At 44.8% G+C, this 24,108-nt stretch carries 14 protein-coding genes; 7 read left to right on the top strand and 7 right to left on the bottom strand.

The window, feature by feature from the left end; genetic code table 11:
- Positions 1-1,512 (bottom strand): glycosyltransferase family 4 protein, encoded by a 1,512-nt coding sequence (locus NDI48_01930; GenBank protein MEP0829960.1) that lies wholly within the window; start codon positions 1,510-1,512, stop codon positions 1-3.
- Between the two features lie 83 nt (positions 1,513-1,595).
- Positions 1,596-3,191: a hypothetical protein gene (locus NDI48_01925; GenBank protein MEP0829959.1), complete on the bottom strand. Its 1,596-nt coding sequence runs from the start codon at positions 3,189-3,191 to the stop codon at positions 1,596-1,598.
- A 165-nt stretch (positions 3,192-3,356) separates the two neighbouring features.
- On the opposite strand from NDI48_01925, the gene NDI48_01920 reads away from it, so the two are divergent.
- The 6 genes from NDI48_01920 to NDI48_01895 all read left to right on the top strand — a co-directional run bounded on the left by NDI48_01920 (position 3,357) and on the right by NDI48_01895 (position 10,418).
- The gene (locus NDI48_01920; protein MEP0829958.1) at positions 3,357-4,235 is read left to right on the top strand and encodes an ABC transporter permease; all 879 of its coding nucleotides are present in this window, start codon (positions 3,357-3,359) and stop codon (positions 4,233-4,235) included.
- A 139-nt stretch (positions 4,236-4,374) separates the two neighbouring features.
- The gene (locus NDI48_01915) at positions 4,375-4,614 is read left to right on the top strand and encodes a hypothetical protein (GenBank protein MEP0829957.1); all 240 of its coding nucleotides are present in this window, start codon (positions 4,375-4,377) and stop codon (positions 4,612-4,614) included.
- Positions 4,615-4,659: 45 nt separating this feature from the next.
- Positions 4,660-5,370 carry a class I SAM-dependent methyltransferase gene (locus tag NDI48_01910; protein ID MEP0829956.1) on the top strand — a complete coding sequence of 237 codons (711 nt, stop codon included), beginning with the start codon at positions 4,660-4,662 and terminating at the stop codon, positions 5,368-5,370.
- 182 nt (positions 5,371-5,552) lie between these two features.
- Positions 5,553-8,624, top strand: a complete 3,072-nt coding sequence (locus NDI48_01905; GenBank protein MEP0829955.1) for a tetratricopeptide repeat protein — start codon at positions 5,553-5,555, stop codon at positions 8,622-8,624.
- A gap of 4 nt (positions 8,625-8,628) precedes the next feature.
- Positions 8,629-9,384, top strand: a complete 756-nt coding sequence (locus NDI48_01900) for a class I SAM-dependent methyltransferase (protein ID MEP0829954.1) — start codon at positions 8,629-8,631, stop codon at positions 9,382-9,384.
- Positions 9,385-9,482: 98 nt separating this feature from the next.
- Positions 9,483-10,418: an ROK family protein gene (locus tag NDI48_01895; protein MEP0829953.1), complete on the top strand. Its 936-nt coding sequence runs from the start codon at positions 9,483-9,485 to the stop codon at positions 10,416-10,418.
- Positions 10,419-10,421: 3 nt separating this feature from the next.
- Here the strand turns inward: NDI48_01895 and xylB are convergent, their stop codons facing one another.
- The gene (gene xylB / locus NDI48_01890) at positions 10,422-11,888 is read right to left on the bottom strand and encodes a xylulokinase (protein MEP0829952.1); all 1,467 of its coding nucleotides are present in this window, start codon (positions 11,886-11,888) and stop codon (positions 10,422-10,424) included.
- Between the two features lie 614 nt (positions 11,889-12,502).
- On the opposite strand from xylB, the gene NDI48_01885 reads away from it, so the two are divergent.
- Positions 12,503-15,142, top strand: a complete 2,640-nt coding sequence (locus NDI48_01885) for a PAS domain S-box protein (protein ID MEP0829951.1) — start codon at positions 12,503-12,505, stop codon at positions 15,140-15,142.
- A gap of 141 nt (positions 15,143-15,283) precedes the next feature.
- On the opposite strand, the gene NDI48_01880 is transcribed toward NDI48_01885, so the two are convergent.
- The 4 genes from NDI48_01880 to NDI48_01865 form a co-directional block, all read right to left on the bottom strand.
- Entirely contained in the window at positions 15,284-16,180 is an 897-nt protein-coding gene (locus tag NDI48_01880; protein ID MEP0829950.1) for a pirin family protein, read from the bottom strand.
- 276 nt (positions 16,181-16,456) lie between these two features.
- Positions 16,457-19,414: a CHAT domain-containing protein gene (locus tag NDI48_01875; GenBank protein MEP0829949.1), complete on the bottom strand. Its 2,958-nt coding sequence runs from the start codon at positions 19,412-19,414 to the stop codon at positions 16,457-16,459.
- Positions 19,415-19,480: 66 nt separating this feature from the next.
- Positions 19,481-20,254, bottom strand: coding sequence for a tetratricopeptide repeat protein (locus NDI48_01870; GenBank protein ID MEP0829948.1), 774 nt, complete (start codon positions 20,252-20,254; stop codon positions 19,481-19,483).
- 119 nt (positions 20,255-20,373) lie between these two features.
- Positions 20,374-24,054 carry a tetratricopeptide repeat protein gene (locus tag NDI48_01865; protein ID MEP0829947.1) on the bottom strand — a complete coding sequence of 1,227 codons (3,681 nt, stop codon included), beginning with the start codon at positions 24,052-24,054 and terminating at the stop codon, positions 20,374-20,376.
- Between the last annotated feature and the right edge of the window lie 54 nt (positions 24,055-24,108).

The raw sequence follows: 24,108 nt of genomic DNA, 5'->3' as shown, positions 1-24,108 counted from the left end.
CTAAATTGAAAGGGAATCGGTTGTAATTTCTTGAATATAGTGTTGAATTCGCTCAACAATATGCTCATCTGCAACGTCTTCTAAGCGCTTTGCTTCTGCTTTTAACACTTGCACCAATTCAGCTTTCCACAAATCGACTTGCTCTGACTCACCATTGATCATTGCTAACATCCAAGTGGCTTGGGCATCCTCTTCTTGATTTTGTAAAAGGAGTGTCAAGCCAAGATACCAGTAGTTAGACATGACTGTAGGGTAACTCTCAATCGCCTGCTCATAGAAGGTCGCCGCTTGAGGATATTCTCCATAAATCAGGCATTGGTAGGCTAGTAACGCCAAGTCGGCTGACTTAATTAGAGTTGAGTCTAGGGGCCCCACAGATGCGGCGATCGCACTTTTTGCCCCAATATTACTCAACCACTGAACCCACTGCTGAGCGCGAACGAACCAACTGTATTCACAATTAACATACTCCACCTGTTGCCTCAGATGTGTTTCGATATCTGTTGTGTCTGTAGCGGTACATTGTCTAAGAAGCTGCACAGTCTCTTCAACAAAACAGTCTTTGTAGAATTCCCAGTCATCTTCAAGGGGTATTAAACGGGCAAATCCAGCTGTGGTTTCCGGCAATGCGCCTAAGTCACTAGTAACAATTGAGCAACCACTGGCCATCGCCTCCATCACTGCAATACAGGAGGTTTCGGCAAAGGTGTTGGGGTAGGCGAATACCATAACTGACTGAAGTTCGCGAGCTAACTCAGGTTGTGGTAGAGAACCTATGTATTCCACTCCTGCTGTTTCCTGGCATCGACGATAGAGTGAACCATACTCAGACTCATCTTCAGCTTCAGCAACCTGATAGACCTTCATACTAGAAAATACCTTGAGTCTCGTTCCCGGTACGGCGCTGCGAATTCTGGGAAAAACGTCTAGTAGGATATCTAGTCCCCGAAAGGGTGTACTGGTGTAGGCAAGGATGGGTGGCTTGGACTTGTGTGTGAGGATGGGAATGCTATCGGAGAACAGTCCACAAAAAGACGGTGCGATCGCATTACGCAAAACCCCAATACGAGTTAGGTTAATGCCAAAGTTCTCATGGAAGCGATCGCGCTGCCAATCGCTGACTAGAGCAATGCCGTCATAGATATCTCGCTCAACGGGGTTTTGCAAAGTCTGCACAGATGGCTGATCGTGAGCGTGTTGTGTCCAGAGAATCAGACGAGTATTCTCTGCAATGAGAGGTTTGATGTGCGTTCCCTGTCCTGCCACTTTTAGCACAATCACAGCATCAAGGGACTGTAGTATTTGCTGAGGCACAGTATTTAAGGGTAGGCAAATCACTCCACGGGACTTGCCAGGTACTGAGGTGTTATTGAGTAAAAATACTTGATGTCCCTGTTTAGCAAGTGCCTCAGCCAGGTAACAAAGGGCTGACTCAGAACCTCCCATCGGCATCTGGTAAGCACTGGCAATGTTGTATTCCCATGTAATCGGGTCTATAAAAGCAATTCGCATTACTCGTATTTATTTAACCTTCATTTCAAGGTAGCTCAGGAGCAAGCCGACAAGATTTTACAAACCTTTAAAAAGTAATAACTCTAGACGCTGTTACTAACTTTTCTGGTATACAAGTATATTTTAAAAACACTATTGGGACTCGTAGCAGCCTTGAATATATTAAGCTTAAATTTATCAATTACAAACGAATTTTCTGCTTTTTGGGTAAATTTTTTATTCAAATCTGGTGTTAATATAACTACACAATCAAATTGGTTTTTGCCTGTAAGTTCACTCGAAAGGTGATAATATTCAAAAATTTTTGCACGCTTAGGGTTAAGAAGCGTAGTACGAAAATCTTTAAATTCCTCATCGTTTAAATATAAATGGTTTCTTCTAGCAATATACTTAAGATATCGTTTTAGAGATAGTATCCACTGCTGATGAGTTGTGGGATCAGCCACTATTAATATTTTACTTTCCGGCTGAGTATTCATTTCTAGGGTATTTAGTAATGCTGTTGTAATCTTGCCAGAATTTGAAAACAGAAAAGAATTATTCCAAGCTAAATAAAATTTTCCGCAAAGGTTCAGGCTAAGGATTAACAAGAATAAAACAGATACAGTTTTATAGGTTTTCAGAAAATCTGTAATAAATAAAATCAAGAGAGCATAACCAAAAACAACAGGGAGTAAATATCTGTAGTCAGACATTCCCGATTTAGAATAGAGCAATAGTTGAGGAAGTAGTACTAGAATAAATGCAGCAAATGGCTTATATAGTTTTTGGGCTATATAAATATATGATTGATTTTTAATTACTCTAGCTACCAAAATGACTAAAATCAGACTTAATAAGATCAGCCAACCTGAAACATACTGATTGATACTATTTAAAGTTTGAAAAAATTTAAGATAATGAAAACCTTCATAACCAGCGTAACCAAAATCAGTACCTACAAAATATTTTATATAAGCAATTTCTAAACTAAAAAAAAATGATAAAAAAACAATTAATGTGCTGTTTTTTTTAAACGATTCATGCCAGGAAAGATTATTTATATCATGTGAAAACCAAACATTTATAAAAATCATAACTGGGATAATCAGGCTAAAACTCTCTTTAGTTAAAGACATTAAAATAGTAAAAAAACAAAATAAAAATTTCCAAATGGCTTTAAACTTTTCTGATAAAACACTAAACACTAAACACATCAAAGTTACTGAAAGAAAAAAAGTTCCTAGGGTTTCAGCTGGCCCTAGCTGCCACCAAACTTCTGATTGTAGCCCCAACACGTTAAAAAATGAGAATAAAAGTGATTCAGTAAAAGTAAAACCGAGTTTCTTGGCAAATATAAATAGGAAAAATGTTGAAAAACCTGCCAAAAACAAGTTATAAACTGACAAGGCAAACAAATTAAATCCCAATATTTTAATAATTAAGATTCTATGGATATAGTAGACAGGTCTAAATCTGCCGAACACATGATCATTTTGAAGCCATTCAAGGATACTCTTAATTAGACCAATCTTCTTAATATCAAGATCGTAATAAATAGAGGCAAACTCATGATCGTCAACCAAATGGTATCCATCATAAAAAGCTCCACTGCTGAGTAACAGGAGTAGCCAACAGGAAAAGCTTATAACTAACGCAGTAATGTAATATTGTTTAATACGAAGAGTAAAGTGAGGCATACTTTTTAAAAGTTTTAATGTGCTATGAGCATTAGGCGCAATGCACTAGCCGCATTTGAGCCAGTCCTATGTCTTGGTGTTTACTTTACATCAACTTAGAAAAAATCAGACATAATTAGACAATACTGATACTTTTTGCAATAGCTTTTACAAAATGATTGCTCTATGACTCAGACTCGACTACGGTTACCCCAATTTTTGAAATTTTCTGAACGTCCCAGCCTCTCAATGCAGCTAATGGCGATAGGGCTAGTAATCACAGTTTTCTTCGTAACCGTCGCTATTCTCGCTCCCACCTTTCAGACGTGGGGATGGCTGCAAAATCCTATAGAATCACTAAGTAACCCAATTCATGAGCCTCCAGGTGCAAAGCACTGGTTCGGGACGACTAACCAGGGTTATGATGTCTTCTCTCGTACTTTGTTTGCTTCTCAAGCTGCCTTACGAGTCGTATTGCTGGCGACAACCCTGAGTCTGATTATCGGTGTCCCCTTGGGTTTGGTCAGTGGTTATCTGGGTGGCAAATTAGATCGGGTGTTGCTGTTTTTTATGGATACCATCTATACACTACCGGGACTGCTATTATCAGTAACGCTAGCTTTTGTGGTTGGACGGGGGATATTAAATGCTGCGATCGCACTCAGCATCTCGTACATCCCCCAGTACTATCGAGTAGTTCGCAACCACACGGCTAGCGTTAAAAATGAACTCTTCATCGAAGCAGCTCAAGCTATGGGCGCTTCCACAAACCGAGTGTTGTCTCGCTACTTATTTCTCAACGTGATTCAGAGTGTACCTGTATTATTTACCCTCAACGCAGCAGATGCCATCTTAATTTTAGGTGGCTTGGGATTTTTGGGACTGGGACTGCCAGAACAGACGCCAGAATGGGGCCAAGATTTACGTCTAGCACTCAGCGCCCTCCCCACTGGAATTTGGTGGACAGCCCTTTTCCCGGGTTTAGCCATGACCTTAATGGTGGTGGGATTGTCACTTTTAGGAGAGGGTTTGAGCGAGTTCATCAATCCTCGGTGGCAGCGATAGAACTTTTCTTGAATAGGGTTTAAACAATTACTCCTCAAACCCGCCAACCTGAGGGCAATTAGCTCTTATTCTTTCTTAAGAGTAATTTTAAAATTTTTGTTGTTAAAACAGATTTATGGCCTCTAGTCCGGAACAACACATGCAGACTGAATTTCTTCCAAAAAACCAGCCTTGGAACTTACGACCAGGAGGCTATTTTATTTTACATGATTATTTCGGTTGGTATGACAATGAAGGACGAAATAATTTCCCTGTTAAAAAAGTCATTGATGAACTTATTGATGAGGGGATTTTTCAACACATGCTCATAGATACAGGATATCAGTCGTTTGTTGTTTTTAGAAATTTCGATATTACAATTGAGAATTATAGCGGATAATTGGATTTTTCTAGGTAACTAAAAAACTCAAATTTTAGTTAAACAATGCACAATAGACGCCAAATAAAAAAGCATCATTGGATACCTTACTCACCCATGCAGCAAGTGATGGCTTCCATTGCATCCGAAAGCTCGTTGGTAGTGGAAATTGGCCCTGGACACATTCCTTTTGCCTTGGCAACTGAATTTGTAGATTGGCAGACTTCACCAAGCTTGGCTGGCAAGACTATTCATTGCCTGGATATCAACAACGATCCGCTACCCTATGAGGACAAATGTGTAGATTTTATCTATTGTCGGCATACTCTTGAAGATTTATACAATCCATTCTGGCTGTGCAAAGAGATGTCACGAGTTGCCAAGGCTGGGTATATTGAGACTCCCTCACCCGTTGCCGAAACTTGTCGCGGTGTGGATGCTGGTTCACCTCCTTGGCGGGGCTACATTCATCATCGGTATCTTGTTTGGAGTGATGAAGACGTATTAACCTTTCTTCCCAAATATCCAGTGATCGAGCATCTTCACTTCGGCGATGAAGAAGATAATATGGTGGAAATTCTCAATTCCGGTCCCCTTTATTGGAACACCTATTTTATTTGGAATAATTCTCTTGAGATCAAGTTAATTCAACACGATAAAGATTTTACGATACAGACAGATTATTTAGATATATTGGCTGAAGCTATGCAAAAGTCAGTTGAAAATAATTTAAATTTAGCATTACATTACAATTTTATTCTATCAAATAAAGCCTAAAAAAGTTTAAAAAATCTAAATTAGGAAAATACATATACGGCAGTTTAAAAAAAAAGAAGCTGAGTCAGCGACATTAGTTAAGGCACTTCAAACCTTCATCTGACTTAGTATAGGTGATGACGATAAATTTTAACTTTTAGTCCGTATTATAATTTAATTACTAATAATTTTGCTTGTTTAGCATGAAATATCAAAGATTTATCGAGCAACTTGCCAACTTTTATGATAACTGGGGTAAAGATTCAGTATATCCAAAATCGAATCAATTTGAACCTATAATAAAGCAAGTTAAGGGGATTACTTCAGCTAACGTAATGCAGTTACTTAACTTCGCAGTGGGGTGCCTGGAAGCCAAGGAAGTCTACTGTGAAGTAGGCTGCTTTCAGGGAGCCAGTTTAATTGGAGCTTTGCTCGAACATCCAGAGCGCATGGCTTATGCTGTTGATACTTTTTCGCATTTTAATTCCTTGGAAGATAGCTTTGATAAATTAATAGAGAATATATATAATTTTGATCTAGAAGAGCAAGTTATATTTTGCAATCAGGAAGTTGAAGACTTCTTTTTTGAATTTAAGTCCAGCAAGATTGAAGAGAAAATTGGATTGTATTTTTATAATGGGGCACAAGATTACCGCTCCCGTTTAATGGGGCTTCTTTTAGTTAAGCCCTTCCTGGCAAGCCAATCTATTATTGTTTTAAGTCAGTGTCATTGGGAAGCCTGTTATCAGGCAAGTCTGGACTTTATAGCCTCTCATCCTCAAAGCCGATTAGTGCTGGATTTCTCAAAAGATCAAAGTAATACTTCTATAGGTTGGAATGGTTTGCAAGTGATTAGCTGGGATGTCAATGCCAATCATACAATGGATTGGTCAAGCTTTCAGGAATTCCGAAAGCCCGCTTTGATTAGTTCCATTTCTCAACTTCATATTAATTCCCGCCAAAAGGTAGTAGATAGCTGGTATAGAGAAGCGATCGAACTGTACTTTTCAGGAAAGCCTGAAAAAGCCGAACAGAAATATAAACAAATATTAAGCTGTGATATGAGCCAAGCAGAGGCTTGGTACAACCTTGGTAAGATCTATTACCAAACTCAACGCTATCAAGATGCTTTGGAGTCTTTACTCAGGGCTTTAGAGCTAGATTCATCAAAAGCAATCTGGCACTATGATCTAGGCGTGGTACTGGAAAAAATTGGTGCTCTTCCCCAAGCGATTCGAGCGTATCAAGAATCGCTCGTGATCGATCCACAATGGATTTCTGCTTATAACAGCTTAGGAAATATTTGGTTTGAATCTGGAGAGTTAGAGCAGGCAGAATCCATGTACCGTCAAGTCCTTTCAGCCTGTCCCGATCATTGCGCTGGCTATATTAACCTAGGGAACATCTTGATGGCTAAACATCACGTTGAGGAAGCCATAGAAGCTTATGAAAAAGCGCTTTCCTTAAAACCTCGTGACCCTGATATCCTTCATAACTTGGGGGTAGCATTTGAGGCAAAAAATGACCAAGCTGAGGCATACAGCTACTTTGGATATTCTTTTTATCGTCAAGGAAACTACAAACAAGCGATTAATTATTATCAAAAATTTCTAGAGACTAAAACAGGAGACGTGGCTTTTTATGTAGCTCTTGCGGATTGTTATAAAGCTCTTAATCACTATACAGAAGCAATAAATATTTACCGAGAAGCAATTAGGCTGTATCCCAAAGCAGGCTGGCTTTACTTAAACTTAGGACTGGGTTTTCAAGATTTTGGGGATACGGAAAAATCAATCGCTGTTTTAACAGAAGCATTACAAGAGTTACCTGATAATTTAACTTTGCAGATTTATCAGCAGTTAATGCTTCCGATTATTTATGAAAATCCTGAAGAAATTGAGATTTACAGACAACGATTCACTCAAGGTCTATCAGCCCTAGTGCAGCAGACAAGATTAGATACCCCAGAAGAGATAAACAATGCTTTAATGGGCATCAGTTCTAGAACAAATTTTTACTTACAGTATCAAGGGAAAAATGATTTAAATCTACAAAGGCAATATGGAGAATTTGTTCATCGAGTTATGGCGGCTAACTATCCAAGTTGGTCAAAATCGCTGCCGTTGTTACCCATCAATGAAGGAGAGAAGATTCGCGTTGGTTATATATCCAATAACTTTAAAAATCAGACAGTCGGTAAGTTGATGTTTGGCTGGGTTAAACATCATAACCAACAGGATTTTGAAGTTCATTGTTACTACACGGGACGTAAAGTCGATCAAATGACTCGAAAATTTCAACTTTACAGCCATGCTTTCCATCATTTACCCGATGATTTGGACGCTGTCTGTCAAAAAATAGTAGCTGATCAATTGCATATACTGGTTTTCCCCGATATCGGGATGGATACCAATACCAATCAAATCGCTGGATTACGTCTCGCTGCTATTCAATGTGTCTCCTGGGGACATCCGATAACTACGGGTTTACCCACAATTGATTACTACATATCCAGTGATTTGATGGAGCCAAATAATGCACAAGAACATTATTCCGAAAGGTTGGTTTGTTTGCCCAACATCGGAATTTGTTATGAAAAACCAAATCTTCCTGAAGTAACCAAATCACGTTCAGACTTTCAGTTGCGAGATGATACAACTGTGTATTTATCTTGCCAATCTCTGTTTAAATATCTACCGCAATATGATTATATTTTTCCAGCGATCGCGCAACAGGTTCCTCAAGCTCAATTTGCCTTCCTTTCTCATCACTTGAGTTTGCCGATTACGGAAAAATTTAGGAAACGTCTCAAGCAGGCATTTGCTCGTTTTAGCCTGAACAGTGATGACTACTGCGTCATAGTACCGCGCCAAGATTGGGTTGGGTATGCCAGTCTGAACTTAGTTTCAGATATTTATTTAGATACATTAAGTTGGTCGGGTGGTAATACGACATTGGAAGCGATCGCATGTAATTTGCCCATTGTTACTTGTCCCGGTGAGTTTATGCGGGGCCGTCATTCTTACGGTATTTTAAGACAGTTAGGAGTAACAGAAACGATTGCTAAAACTGAAGCGGAGTATATAGATATTGCGGTCAGGTTAGGTCTTGATTCTACGTGGCGAGAGAGTCTCGTCCAGCGAATGATAGAACACCACGGTAATCTATATGACGATAAAACTTGTGTAGAAGCGCTTGAAGCATTTTACCGTCGCGTAGTTCAGGAAGTTCAGTCAGCTACTACAGCTATAGAAAATAAAATTGTTGGTCAATAAACACATGCACTATCAGAAATTTATTCAACAGCTCCCCGATTTATATGAAAACTGGAATCAAATCTCAGTTTCTCCCAAATCTCATCGGTTTGCTCAAGTACTACAGCAACTTAAGGGAATGACTACAGCTAATGTAATGCAGCTCTTAAACTTTGCTGTAGACTGCCTGGAACCTGATGAAATTTACTGTGAAGTGGGTTGTTTTCAGGGTTCAACTTTAATCGGTGCACTCCTGGATCATCCTAACCAAATGGCCTATGCTGTAGATAATTTCTCTGAGTTCGACACTTCGGGCGAAAACATAGAAAAATTAATCGAAAATTTGACAAAATTTAATTTAAAAGAACAGGTATGTTTTTGTAATCAAAGTTTTGAAGAGTTTTTTGTTGCTCTGAGAACAATGCAGACCGCAGATAAGATCGGTGTCTATTTTTATGATGGAGCTCATGATTACCGATCTCAACTTTTAGGGCTGCTTTTAGTTAAACCTTTTCTGGCTGACCAAGCCTTAATTATTGTAGATGATAGTAACTGGCTTCCTGTGAAGCAAGCTAACTGGGATTTTATGGCAACTCATCCTCAATGTCATTTGCTATTGGATATACAAACTGCACAAGATGGTCATTGGACATTTTGGAATGGTCTTCATGTTTTAAGCTGGGATATCAACAGCGAGTTTAATTATGATTGGTCAACTTTGGAGCAATTTCGTCAGCCCTCAGTCATAGAATCGATATATCAATTGAGGACAAGTCGCTGAATTATGCGCTCATCATAGTCGCGACATGGGGTAGAGGAACCATAAAGAGCAACAGCTACTCTATGGTAAAACCAGATTAAGCTTTCACGGGTTGCGATATGGGTATAGATAGGGATGGTCTTATAGAGAAATGGAGTGAGTCCGAGGTCATTGGCATCGATTTAGGGGGAACTGCAATCAAGCTGGGACGATTTCACAAAGAGGGGAATTGCTTACAGTCTGTAACTGTGGCAACCCCTCAACCCGCAACACCAACGGCGGTTGTGGAGGCAATAACCCAAGCTATTACCCAACTTAATGCTAATCCCCCAAGTATTGCAGCGATTGGTGTGGGTACACCTGGCCCTACTGATGCAGCCGGTCGGATTGCCAGAGTCGCGATTAATCTGTCAGGCTGGCAAGATGTCCCTTTAGCGGATATGTTAGAAGCCAAGACAGGTTGCCCTACCGTTATTGCTAATGATGCCAACTGTGCCGGTTTGGGAGAAGCTTGGTTAGGGGCGGGGCGGCGGTTTTGCCATCTGATTTTGCTGACGTTAGGCACGGGGGTTGGCGGTGCGATTATTTTAGATGGCAAACTCTTTACCGGTCATCAGGGGGCTGCCGGGGAGTTGGGGTTAATTACGTTAAGCCCGGATGGCCCAATGTGTAATAGCGGGAATCAAGGTTCTTTGGAGCAATATGTCTCGGTTCAGGCTATTCGACGCCGCACTGGAAAGGAACCCGCCGAACTTGGATTTATGGCGAAAGCGGGTGATAAGTCCGCTTTGGAATTTTGGCAAAACTATGGACGCGACTTAGGAATTGGGTTAGCTAGCCTGATCTATGTTCTGACTCCGGAAGCGATTGTGATTGGCGGTGGAGTCAGTGCGAGTGCGGAGTTTTTCTTTCCGGCGGCTTTAGCTGAAATTGAGCAACGAGTGTTGCCAAGTTCCCGTGCAGGTTTAGAGTTACTGGTGGCTGAGTTGGGCAATCAGGCGGGGATGGTGGGGGCAGCAAAATTGGCTTGGCAAAAGCTAGAAGTTGGTGGTTAGTAGTTAGCGGTTCTCTCTGGACTCGTGAATCTTATTTTTGAGCTGCGGATATAGGTTTTGATATCGCCTCCAAGCCTCTAAAAATGCTGACTCATCTGAGTTAGGAGTTGCCGCCAGCGTTGGCGTCGGTGTTAAATTAACTGTTGCCTTCGCATCCTTATATACCCCAATTCCAATCCCCGCCAGTAAAGCAGCACCTCGTGCCGAAGCGGCTACAACCGTCGTGGTGTACAGGGGAACTCTCAACACATCAGCGAGTAACTGTTGCCAATCCCTCTCTAACGTTCCCCCACCTGCCAAGCGCAGTTCTGTCACAGTTACACTGGTTGCCGCAAGGGCTTCCATTCCTTGCTTTAAGGAAAACGCTACCCCCTCCAATGCGGCACGCATGAGATGCGCCCTGGTATGATGTAGTCCCAATCCCACCCAGGCACCTCGTACATGAGGATCGAGGTGGGGTGTTCGTTCTCCTGTAAGGTAGGGCAAAAAGGTCAATCCTTCACATCCTGGGGGAATGGTAAACGCGTCTTGATAGACTTGCTGCCAACTCAAGCCCAGAATAGTTCGTACCCACTCCAGCGCTAACCCCGCATTTTGCATAGCTGCCAAAGTGTACCACTGGTTCGGCAAGGCTGCCCGATAAAGATGGGTACAACCCAGGGGATCGAGAACAGGTTGAGAGCGAATTGTGATAATTTGAGCCGCCGTACCAATGGTTAACTGTACTAATCCAGGCTCTACCAATCCATTGCCCAGCGCTGCTGCTGCCGTATCCGCCGCACCTGCGATTACAGGTACACTAACGGGTAAGCCAAGATGTTCTGAAGCCGTCGCTGTCAAAAAACCTGCGATCGCACTTGATGGCACAATAGTTGGTAGCCAATCATTCCGTAGATTGAGCGCATCTAATGCTTCCCAAGCCCAATCATCTGAGACGACATCATAAAGTAAGGTACCAGAAGCGTCGGATGGTTCTGTGGCAACTTCTCCGGTTAGTTGTAAACGCAACCAATCTTTAGGCTGAAGTACCCAGCGCGCTTCTGCATAGATATGAGGCTGGTGTTCTCGCAGCCATAATAAAGTTGTACCCGCCATTCCTACTGTAATGGGATTACCCAAACGCTTGCGGATACTGACATCAAGGGAGTGATAACCTTCCAGCATCTGCGTTGAGCGAGTATCTGCCCAGAGGATAGCCGAATGCAGCGGTTTCCCCAAACTATCCGTCAAAACGACACCATGCATCTGTCCGGAAAGTGCGATCGCTCTGACTTGATGCTCTCGATCTTCTACGACCTTGCGGGCAGCTACAGCAACAGCTAACCACCAGTCTACGGGATTACTCTCAGCCCATCCAGGATGCGGTGCTTGGACAGGATAAGAACTCGATGCCTCATTAATTACAGTTCCATCTATATCCAAAAGCAAGGCTTTAGCAGAGCCGGTACCTAAATCAATACCTAGTAGCATCTTTTCTGGTGCCGTTTAGAGGAAGTCACTGAGTATTTTCTCTATTAGTCCTCAACCCTAAACTGAATCCCTACAGTAGTAAAAGACGGCTATTTATAAAATAGGGATTAGAAGTTAGGAAATTTTACAATCTAGGAGTCTAATTTTCCCACAAAATCAAGCTGAAATCTGAAGCTTGTAACATTTTAAATCATTGTATCTTTCAATGGAAGATTGCAACTCTCCCAAATCATAAACCGAACTCAAGAGATGGGACGATTGACCCCCTCAGAGCGGAAAAAACTTCACACATCCTGAGAATTTACGTCTAAAGTAGTAGATATGGGTACACATAAAAGGGTAAAGGAAAATTCTTCAGTGCTTTCGAGCAGGTTGTGTTGTAATTTCAAATACTTTGGACTCAGAGCTGAGCGAGTTACAAATGTAGATGTACTCCCTTGCTTGAAACTGCCAACTTATTGCTCGGTTAACACGAAAGCACCAGGCAAGTTCAACGAAAATTCAGCCTCTCCCTGCGCTAGCGATACTTAGCGACGATTGAGCCTAACAGTTATTGAGAATCGGGAATTGGTACTCGCTGTTGACATTAAGACAACAGTACAAATACGTTATTTATGCGAACAAGCGAACAGATCAAGGCAGAAATTGCGGAAAAGCTGGGCTTTTTTCCACCCTTCTTTAGTCCGGCACTACAGACTCCACAGGTGCTAGAAAATTTATGGCATCAGACAATGTATGCCTATCTCAATAATCCGCTACCCGATCTATTTAAGGAAAAGCTTTCTGCTTACCTCTCGCGCTTCTGTGTTGTTCCTTATTGCATGATTTGTCACAGTTGTTCCTTGTATTCCTTAGGAATGCAGGCACGGGAGGTGTTGGAGCTACTTGAATCGCCTCTCCCAAGTCAAATAGATATTGATAAACACCTGAGTTTGCTAGCGACGCAGCTAAATGGCCTAACACTATGGCCACAGGAGAACTCAACACTAGAAAATAGTTTACTGTATTGCTCAATTTTTATTGCCCAGGAACGAGACCAAGCTGAACATTGCCGTAGGGAGTTGCGGCGTCTGTTGGGTTGTGTAAACTACCAGCATTTAGTGACGTTTATCGCTTACGTAAAAAGCTGTCATATGTGGATGGAAGCCCATCCGGAAGTAAGTTATTTAGCTGACAAGCGAGCGATCGCTCATTTTGATGCTTTGGTTAAAGAAGAGCCAGGTTTGGCTGACTTCTTCAAAAACTACTGGGAAAGAGCCAAGCTAGAACAACGTAGTTGGGCGGAACAGTTGGCAGCCAACGCTCTGCGACAGCATCATCAACAGGAGTTGCGGAAGGCAGCAGTAGAGAATCTGCGACTTGCCCGTGCGATCGCCTCCGTCTCTGATGGGGTTTTGATCACCGATCCAAACCAACCTGGCAACCCGATTATTTACTCAAACCCAGCTTTTTCGCGGATTACCGGCTATCAACCCGAAGAGATTTTTGGTCGCAACTGTCGTTTCTTGCAGGGTGCAGAGACTGACTCAGAAGCCCTGAGATCGATTCGTAATGCGATCGCCCAACGACAAGAAGTGAAAGCGACGCTGCTGAACTATCGTAAAAATGGTCAGCCTTTCTGGAACGAGTTGAAAATCTCGCCCGTCTTCTCAGAGCAAGGCGATTTACTTTACTTTATTGGTATTCAGACTGATATCACCGAACGCAAACAGGCTGAAGAGAAAATTCGTTTCCAAGCGGCTCTGCTCGACATCACAACCGACGCTATTCTGGTGCGAGATTTACAAGACCAAATCTTATTTTGGAACCAAGGAGCGAGTCGATTATACGGCTGGCAGGCAGAAGAAGCCTTTGGCAAGAAGGCTCAACCTCTGTTGAACGAAGAAAAAACGCCTCAACTGGCAGCCGTTCTTTCAACCGTTGCGATGAAAGGCAATTGGCAGAGTGAGTTGCATCAAGTTAGGAAAGATGGCAAAAAAATCCTTGTCGAAAGTCGCTGGACGCTGATGTACGATGAGGAGGATAAACCCAAAGCCTTCTTAGTTGTTAATACTGATATTACCGAAAGAAAACAACTTGAAGCCCAGTTTCTTCGTACTCAACGATTAGATAGTATCGGTACTCTTGCTAGCGGCATCGCCCATGACTTAAACAATGTGCTGGCACCCATTCTGATGTCGGCTCAACTGCTTTCACAGACCCAACTCTCGGAGAAAAAGAAGCCAGAGCTGCTAAAGACTATTGAAAGTAGTGCTAAACGTGGGGCGGCTTTGGTCAAGCAAGTTTTATCATTTGCTCGGGGTGTCGAAGGTCAGCGGACAGCTATTCAACTGAAACATTTAATTTCAGAAATTCGGCAAATTGTCAACGAGACATTTCCTAAATCCCTTGAAATTAATACAGATATTTCGCAAGATCTATGGATAGTTTCTGGAGATGCGACACAGCTACATCAGGTTTTAATTAATCTGTGTGTTAATGCTCGTGATGCTATGCCAAGAGGCGGCACTTTGAGTGTAAGTGCTGGCAATATTGTCATCGATGAAAGTTATGCGCGAATGAATCTTGATGCTCATGTGGGAGCTTATGTGGTGTTCACCGTTAAAGATACGGGAATCGGTATGCCTCCTGAAGTTATGGAGCGAATCTTTGAGCCATTTTTCACCACAAAAGAGCTAGGTAAAGGCACGGGATTAGGACTTTCAACTGTACTGTCTATTGTGAAAAGCCACGGTGGATTTTTGGAGGTGACAAGTAAGGTAGACGAAGGAACACAAATTTCTGTTTACTTACCTGCAAGCGAGGCAACCCAAATTCCCCAAATTTCAGATAGTGAATTCTCACAAGGACAGGGGGAATTAATTTTAGTGGTGGATGACGAAGCGGCGATTCGTGAAACGACTAAAACTTCGTTGGAAACTTACAACTATCGGGTACTTACAGCAAATGATGGAATTGATGCGATCTCGTTATACGCCCAACATCAGCATGAAATTAGCCTAGTGTTGGTTGATATGATGATGCCCTTGATGGATGGAGCAACGACAATCCGCACCTTGAAGAAAATCAATTCTCAGGTCAAGATTATTGCGGTTAGTGGCCTTATATCCAGCACTCGACTGACTCAATCCACGAGCTCTGGCGCTCAAGCTTTTTTGGCGAAGCCCTACACAACAACCGACTTATTAAAAACGATCAACGAGGTTATTCCCATTTCCTCAAGTTTTAGTTCTGGTATTATTCGAGAATTTTGAACAACTTCAACCCTGGTTACAACACCACGGTTTTGAGCTTTGAGCTTTGTCTGGTCAGGTGCCAGATCACAGTTGAAGCTGAACAAAAATAAACCTCGGTTCTCTCACAACTCACAAGCCGTAGGAAGGATACTCCTATACCTATAGCGGTTGTCCTTCTTTGGGATTCGATTCTTCTGGTAATGGAATGAATTCTGTTTCATCAGGAACCTGCTCAAACCGTCCCTCTCTCCAATCCTGCTTCGCTTGCTCAATGCGATCGAGGCGGCTGGAGACCAAATTCCACCACTTATGGCGCTTACCTACAGATTCACCTCCAACCACAATACAGCGAGCATTGCGTTCGCAAGAGATATCTATCGATGTACCTGGAGTCAGAACTGCTAACCGATGTTGCTCCAGAGGGACACCATTAACAAGCAATCCTTCAGTTACGCTGTAAACCGCTTGCTCAGTGTAATTGCTTGGTAAGGTAAACTGCGCTCCGGCAGACAGTTGCACATCTAAATAAATCATGGGAGAAAACGTTTGTACTGGAGAAGTACGACCATACGCTTCTCCCGCAATCAGTGTAAATGAAACTCCTGCATCTTCCCAAGTCGGCAGATCAGTTGCCGGATGATGCCGGAACCAGGGGTCTGTTTCCTCATGTTCATCAGGAAGTGCTATCCAAGTTTGGATTCCGTGCAGGGTGGCTTCTTGAGTCCGCACATGCTCAGGTGTCCGTTCTGAGTGAACAATTCCTCGCCCTGCCGTCATCCAGTTCACGGCACCCGGATGTATTTCCTGAACACTGCCCACACTATCGCGATGCAACAAAACTCCCTCAAACAGGTAGGTAACTGTTGCCAGGTTGATATGGGGATGGGGTCTGACATCAACGCCCTTGCCTGGTGGAAATACCGCAGGTCCGAGATGATCGAAAAAGATGAACGGGCCTACCAGTGTCACAACATCTGAGGGAAGAAGGCGACGGGCTTGAAATCCGCCCAGATCTTGAATATGTGGCTCAATGACGTGTTCAATGCAATCAGTCATGATTTCGCTTTAGGAATTAGGTTTTCCAGACTCAGATCATTGAGGTGTTGGCAGAGCAAGGGATAAGGTTTCTCGATCCGCGTATGAGCTGAAGTCGATCATTTCATTGAATGATTCCAATTTTAAGGTTTAAACGGAATATATATTCAAATTTCCAGGTGCCAAGATGTGAGTTCAAGCCAGATTCTAAACTGACTAGAAGAAGCCGGAGCTTATAGGAGGAGCTTTAAACCCATTAATGGCGGTCAACTGAAGCCGTACCAGCAGTAGTATGTCTTATCTCCACTCGCCCTGTAGTGTAAAAGCTGCCCAGTAATACGGGGCTTGCCATTGCTTTTGTTGCCACATTTCTATCTGTGCTGCCCTCAAAGCGGCTGCTGGTTTCAGTCCATCTTGCAGCATTTTTTTGTAAAATTTCACCATCAGCTCCGATGTGGCTCGATCGCTCACACTCCACAAACTCACCACCACTCGTGGAGTACCCGCATACATAAAGCCTCTTGTCAAGCCCACCAATCCTTCTCCCCTGACTTCCTTACCCAGCCCGGTTTCACAAGCACTCAGGACAACTAATTCCGCTGGCAGGTTGAGGTTGAAGATATCACGCAGTTGTAAAAAACCATTTTGCAGGGTACCTTTTTCATCCACCAACGACAGCACGACTCCTGATAATTCTGGCTGCGTACTATTCAGGATGCCGTGAGTCGCCAAATGAACAATGCGATAGTTTTGCAGTTCAGGGTTGGTTGCGATCGCACGATTGGCGGCAAAGTCAAACGCCTGCATTCGCTCCGTTGTAGGGACTAGCGCCAAAATCTGCTCAGCTTCCTGTCGGCTAAAGGGTAAACGATTAAAGCTAACATTAGCTGTTGTAGCCGATCGCTCCAAGGCTCGGCGGTTGATATTACTGTTTTCCGGTTGCGTACCAGAACCCTGTCCCGAACTTGACTTAAGACGCGGATCGTTTGTACCAAAGACAGGATCGGCAAGAACTGCGATCGCTTTAGCAGCACTTTTGCGATCGTTCAATTCCTTTCGCAACACGGCTAGTGTTGAGGCTGAGGGCAAGTTGATGATTTCGTGATTAACCAGTAAGGGCACGACATGTCGTGCCCCTACCCCTAGCGTTCCTGGTACTGGCAGTGCACCGAACGGCACATACTGCAACGCACCATCACTAACAATAAGTAAGCGCTTGTTTCCCAATTGTGCAGCCACAGGTGCGATGAGCATCTGACTCAACTTGGTAGCGGCTTCGTTGGTATCGACGGAGGAACCTGGATGCCCTTCAACCCCAAACCCTTTCTGCGTTCCCAAGTGATAGTCTCGGTTGTTGAGTAACTGATAAAATTCCTTGGCAGCAGTTTCAATCTCCTCGCGTTTCGGCAATTCGTAGCTAGTGATGCCTGTTTTAGTCACTGCCCAGAGATAGCTGCGTTCTTCCCCTAAAGAGTATTCCAACAGCATCGTGTCGTTATCGAGTACCTGCTGCTGAATTTCTGCCAGGGTAAGCGGTTGTGGCTGAGCCAGTGCGGCATAGCGCGGACTGGTGCGACGGATTTGTTCCTGGACTTGCCGATACTCTGTGAGCAGTGCTGCCGTCTCTTTTTCTAGCGCTTCTACCTGTTTGTCAGTCCATTGTCCGTTAAATAGCTCGATTCGGCGTTTTTCCACAGCATCGAGTTTTGAAAGCAAGGTGCGCTCTTGTTCTAAGAGCTTTGGCTCGACTCCTTGCCGAATATCAGCATTAGCCTCGGTTAGGAGTTCCAAAAGACTCCGGGCGCGGGCGCGTTCCGAGGCGTGTAGTGCTAGAGCATCGTACCCAATAGAAGGCTCTTTTTTGTGCAACTGCATCAGCACGTCGATGTAGAACTGGTAGTAATTCTGCACGGAGGCAAAGTAGGAAGTACGCAGTTGTTGGCTGGTGACTCTGGTGCGTATATCCTCAACGATTTTGATTGCTGCTTCGATTTGGGTACGGGCTTCGTTGAGATTACCCTTATCGCGTTGTGTAATCGCTACGTTATAGAGTGTATGCGCTTCCCCTGTGCGATCGCCCAACATCCGCCTGAGTGCTAGATCGCGATCGTAGGTTGAGAGCGCTTTTTCGTACTGCTTCAATGAATTGTAGATCTTGCCCAGGTTGTACAGGGCGTTGGCTTCAGCTAGGCGATTCCCTACCTTCTGGAACCCAGTCACTGCCTTATTAGTGTATTCCAGTGCTTTGTGATAATCCCCCGATGCTGAATACACTCTGCCGCTCATAATGAAGTACATGGCTTCCCTAAAGCTGCTATTCTGTTGGCGCGACAGTGCAAGGATTTGGTTAGCGGCATCAAGCGCCTTGGGATAATCCTTCAATGACTCATACGCTCTAACAATAGAGGCGAGTATGCTGCCTTGCCGCGAGAAATCGTCGTTTTGTCTCGTCAGAGCCAGCGCTTGGTTGTGATACTCCAGCGACTTCTCATATTCTTTTACTTCTTGGTAGAGGATGCCAATCTCGTCAAGGATTTCAGCTTGGTGGGTACGATCGCCAATGCTTTTGAATATCTCTAGTGCTTGGGTCTTTGTATCGATACTAAGCTTATAATCCCCTAAGGACTTGTAGACTTCAGCAATGCTGTTGAGGGTGACGGCTTCTTGAGTGCGATCGTCCACGCGACGCTGGATATCTAGGGCTTGGTTGTAATCGTCGAGCGCCTGCTGAGGCTGACCCATTGAATGATAGATATCAGCGATTTTCCGGAGGGTAAAAGCTTCCCTATCGGGAGCGGGAATGGCACGCCACATCACGAGTCCTTGATTTAAAACGTTGAGGGCTTTCTGCGTTTCCCCCAATTGATTGTAGACAGAGCTGATGTTGAGGAGAAGCGACGCTTCGCCATATTGGTTTCCCGCCTTTTGGTAAAGCGATCGCGCTTGGTTATAAGAGTCCAGCGCTTTGGAATAATCGCTAAATCCAAAGGTGTAGGTTGAAGCGATACCCATGAGAATCAGAGCTTGCTGAGAAAGGTTTAAGGCTGATTCTGTTCCAGATAGATTTTCCTGTGCTGCTTGTTGGAGTTCCAGCGCTTGGTTAAAAGAGTCAAGCGCCTCCTGATACTGACCCAACGAGAAGTAGAGCGAGCCAATGCTGTTGAGAATATTCGCTTGCCCAGCCAAATCCTGCCTTTCCTGTTGGATTTTCAATGCTTGTTCGTAAGCAGCAAGCGCCTGTTGCGATTCGCCCAAGTTATCGTAGATTAAGCCGATAGCCTGGAGTGTCTGGGCTTGTGCGGCGGTATCCTTCTCGGCACGTTAGATCTCCAGTGCTTGATTGTAGGAATCGAGTGCCTCTTGAGACTTGCCCGAATTAAGGTAGAGATTACCGATGTTGCTCAGTGTAAGAGCTTCATTCAAAGGTCGTTTCTCTGCTCGAAACAGCGACAGGGCTTGGTTGTAAGATTCGAGCGCTTTTTGCGTTTCGCCCAAGCGGGAGTAAGTATTGCCGAGGGAATTGAGCAGGATAGCTTCCCCAACGTTGGTGGTTACAAGTGCTTGCTTATACGAGTCGAGCAGTTTTTGTTTGCCGTCTGAGTTGGAGCCAGAATTATCGGCAGAGGTGCGAGCGAGCGATTCCTGAAGGTGGTTTTTCAACTTGCGACTGACAGATAGCCCCCGTTCCAAATAATCCAGCGCCTTCTGAAGCTCGTTCTGGACATAGTAGATCGTGCCCATGCTGAGAAGAGTCGTAGCTTCAAAAGTGCCAGCCACATACGGAGGTGCTTCATTAACCGCCAATTGCTGCCAGATTTTGAGTGCTTCTTCGTATTTGGCAAGTGCCTGTTGCCTCTGTTCTGCCGTTCCTCGCTTCTCTAGTTGCTGTGCTTGCTCGAATAGTTGCCGTGCCCGTTCGTAAGCTTGTTGCTTATCGGTAGTTGTTGCATTTGGCAAGGAAGTCGCTGGCTGTTGGGCAATTGAAACGCTTTTTGCCGTCGCCGTTGCCGCTACCGATGACAGCAACAGAATGCCGAATGGTATTCCAAAGAGCAATTTCCCTATACTCCGGCTGCAACCCCTTTGCTTTGCCACCCCACACCTCTACTCTTGCCAATGTCAATTTTTGTCATGAACCAGTAGTACTTATCTCTCCAACCCCCGCGCCTTATGCAGCTCCAGATAAACTGAAGCCGTACCAGCCGTAGAATGTCCTATCTCCACTCGCCCTGTAGGGTAAAAGCCGCCCAGTAAAATGGCGCTTGCCAACGCTGCTGTTGCCACATTTCTAACTGTGCCGCTCTCAAAGCGGCTGCTGGTTTCAGCCCGTCTTGCAGCATTTTTTTGTAAAATTTCACCATCAACTGCGATGTAGCCTCATCATCCACATTCCACAAACTCACCACAACTCGCGGACTGCCCGCATACATAAAGCCTCTTGTCAAGCCCACCAATCCTTCTCCCTTAACTTCCTCACCGAGTCCGGTTTGACAAGCACTCAGGACAATTAGTTCGGCAGGCAAGTTGAGGTTAAAGACATCATGAAGTCGCAAAAAGCCATTCTGGGGCTTACCCTTTTCATCCACGAGCGACAGCACCACTCCTGATAATTCAGGTTGCTGACTATTCAGGATGCCATGAGTGGCAAAATGCACAATCCGATATTGGCTAAGTTCAGGACTGCTTGCCGCTGCTAGATTGGCGGCAAAATCAAAGGCTTGCAGCCGGGAATTGGCAGAGACTAGTGCCAAAATTTGCTCTGCTTCTTGGCGGGTGAAGGGCAAGCGGTTGAAGTCTACATCAGATTCTCTGGCAGCTCTTGCTAAAGCTCGACTGTCGAGATTCCCGTCGTTCAATGCTGGTGTGGAACGGTGTTCCATACTTCCTGCCAACCGCGTATCATCTCGGTTAAACACAGGATCGGCGAAAATGGCGATCGCTTTAGCAGCCGGTTTCCGTCCGTTCTGTTCTTTCCGTAAAACAGCTAACGTAGATGCTGAAGGTAAGTTGACGATTTCATGCTGAACCAGCAGGGGCACTATATCCTTACCCGATGTTGCAGGTGTCGGCAAGGCGGCAAACGGCACATACTGTAAAGCCCCATCACTCACGATGAGTAAGCGCTTATTTCCCAACTGCCCCGCTACGGGTTGTAATAGCATCTGACTCAGTTGGGTAGCAACTTCGCTACGTTGTGAATCAGAACGAGGTTCAACCGTTAGCCCTCTGGGTGAATTCAGGCCATAGGCAGGTGAATTCAGCCGTTTGTAGAATTCCTGCGCGGCAGCTTCAATTTCTGCACGTTTGGGCAGTTCATAACTGGTTAGGCTGGTTTTAGTGACAGCCCACAAATAGCTGCGTTCTTCCCCTAATGAGTATTGCAACAGCATCGTGTCGTCATCAAGTACCTGCTGCTGAATTTCTGCCAGAGTAAGCGGTTGTGGCTGGGTGAGTGCGGCATAGCGCGGACTGGTAGCCCGAATTTTTGCCTGAATTTGCCGATACTCCTCCAGGAGTGCTGTGATTTTCTGGTCTAATGCTTGTGCCGAAGCGTTGCTGTTGCTGCGCGTCAATCCTTCAAGACGGTGTTTTTCTGCAACATCGAGTTGTTGCTTTAAGGTGCGTTCCACTTCCAACAGCTTTGGCTCAACGCCAGTGCGAATATCGGCTTGAGCTTCCGTCAGTAGTTCCAAGAGACTGCGGGCACGAGCACGTTCAGAAGCTTGCAGAGCCAAGGCATTGTATTCTTTGCCCGGTTGCTGTTTGTGCAGCCGCATCAGTATGTCGATGTAGAACTGGTAATACTTCTGGATGGAAGCAAAGTAGGTGTCACGCAATTCTGGGCTGGTGACTTGGGTGCGGATATCCTCAACGATTTTAATTACGCCTTCGATTTGATTCCGGGCTTCATTAAGATTGTTGCGATCGCGCTCAGCCTCCGCTGTATTGTAGAGGGTTTCCGCTTCCCCGGTGCGATCGCCCAATTGCCGCCGCAATGCCAGTTCTTCAGTGTAAGTCTCGATCGCCTTTTGCGGCTGCTTCCATGCCTTGTAAGTGTCGCCAATGTTCCCTAAAACGTTGGCTTCTGCTGGACGAATCCCCAGTTTTTTCCATACTGCCAGCGACTGGGTAGAAACATCCAGGGCTTTGGCATAATCCCCTGCCGCCAGGTACACGCGCCCCATCATCGCCAAGGCAGAGGCTTCTCCAAAGCTGCTTTGTTGTTTACGGGAAATCGACAGTGCTTGATTGGCAGCGTCAAGCCCCTTGGGATAATCGCCTAATGCTTCATAGGTTCTGATAATACTCGTGAGTGCCGCAATTTCTCGAAAAGAATCTCCTTGTTCGCGCCAGATCGATAGTTCTTGGTTGTAAAATTCCAGCGCCTTGGGATAATCTTTGGCAAGTCGGTAGGCACTGCCGATATTATCTAGGGTTTGGCCGATCTGGGTGCGATCGCCAATAGTCTTAAATATCTCTAGTGCCTGAGTGTAAGTGTCGATACTGAGCTGATAATCGCCCAAAAGGCTGTAAACGGCAGCGATACTATTGAGCGTGAGCGCTTGTTGAGGGCGCTCACTGCCTCGACGCTGGATATCCAGTGCTTGGTTGTAAAAGTCAATCGCCTTCTGCGCCTCACCCAAGGAATTATAAATAGCAGCAATATTACTCAGGGTAAACGCTTCTCTGGATGGGTTGCCAATGGCACGCTGTAGCACGAGAGCAGCTTGCAGAGACTTGAGGCTGGATTGATTCTCACCCATTCGGCTGTAAACAAAACTCATTTGGTTGAGAACTTCAGCTTCCCCAGAGCGATCACCAGCCTTTTGTAGGAGCGATCGCGCTTGATTATAATAATTCAACGCCTGCGGATAGTCGCTGGATGAAGCGTAGGTTCCAGCCATACTCATCAGGATCAGAGCTTGCTGAGACAGGCTCAATATTAAAGCCGTCCCTGACACATTCCTTTGTCCTGTCTGTTGGAGTTGCAGGGCTTGGTTATAAGATTCCAGAGCTTTCTGAGATTCGTTTAATGAGGTGTAGAGTATACCGATTTGAGTGAGCGTCATGGCTTGCCCAGTCAAATCCTGTTCCCCTTTTTGGATTTCCAGGGCTTGGTTGTAAGATTCAATGGCCTTGTTCGGCTCACCTAAGGAAGTATAAACCCTGCCCATGGCCTGAAGCGTTTCCGCCTGTCCAGCCATATCCTTCTGAGCACGCTGAATCACCAGTGCTTGATTGTAGGCATCGAGAGTCTTTTGAGTTTCGCCCGATTTGAAGTAAATTCCGCCCAGACTCACCAACGTGTTGGCAGCTAAAGCGGGTTCGTTTTGTGCTTGAAACAGAGACAAGGCTTGGTTGTAAGCGTCCAGTGCCAATGGAATCTGGTCTAACTTAGCGTAAGCACCGCCAACGGAAAACAGCATAATCGCTTCCCCAGTCCGATCCTTGAGTTCGCGTCGGATGGCGAGTGCCTGCTGGTAATACTCCAAACTTGATTGGTTTTCGTTTAAAAAAGAGTAGAGCGTGCCAATACCTAGCAGTGTCGAAGCTTCCTCCGAACGAGTACCAAGCTGACGCCAGATGGAGAGGGCTTCTTGGTATTTGGCGATCGCCTGTTGACGTGCTTCTCCTGTGCCTTGCTCACTCAGCTTTTGGGCTTGCTGCAACAGTTGCTGCCCTCGCTTATAAGCTTGTTGTTGCTCAGGACTCTGCGTGTTGGGTGAAGTCGTCGTCGGCTGCTGAGTGATTAAAAGGCTTTTGCTACTAGCGGTTGCTGCCATTGACTGTGACAACAACAGAATACCCAGGGGTATGCTCAGGAGCGATCGCGCACAGCGCAGCGCCAAAGGCGATCGCACCAATATCCAACCATCACCTATCCGTCTAGCCACTTTCACGTCCCCTAGTCTCCCACTTTTCGAGTCTCCCAGTCTTCCCCAGTCTCC

This window comes from Microcoleus sp. AS-A8 (assembly GCA_039962225.1).
In the GTDB taxonomy this organism is placed as follows: domain Bacteria; phylum Cyanobacteriota; class Cyanobacteriia; order Cyanobacteriales; family Coleofasciculaceae; genus Allocoleopsis.
Note: the sequence above shows the minus strand (reverse complement) of the source record. Positions and strands in the feature narration are given on the sequence as shown.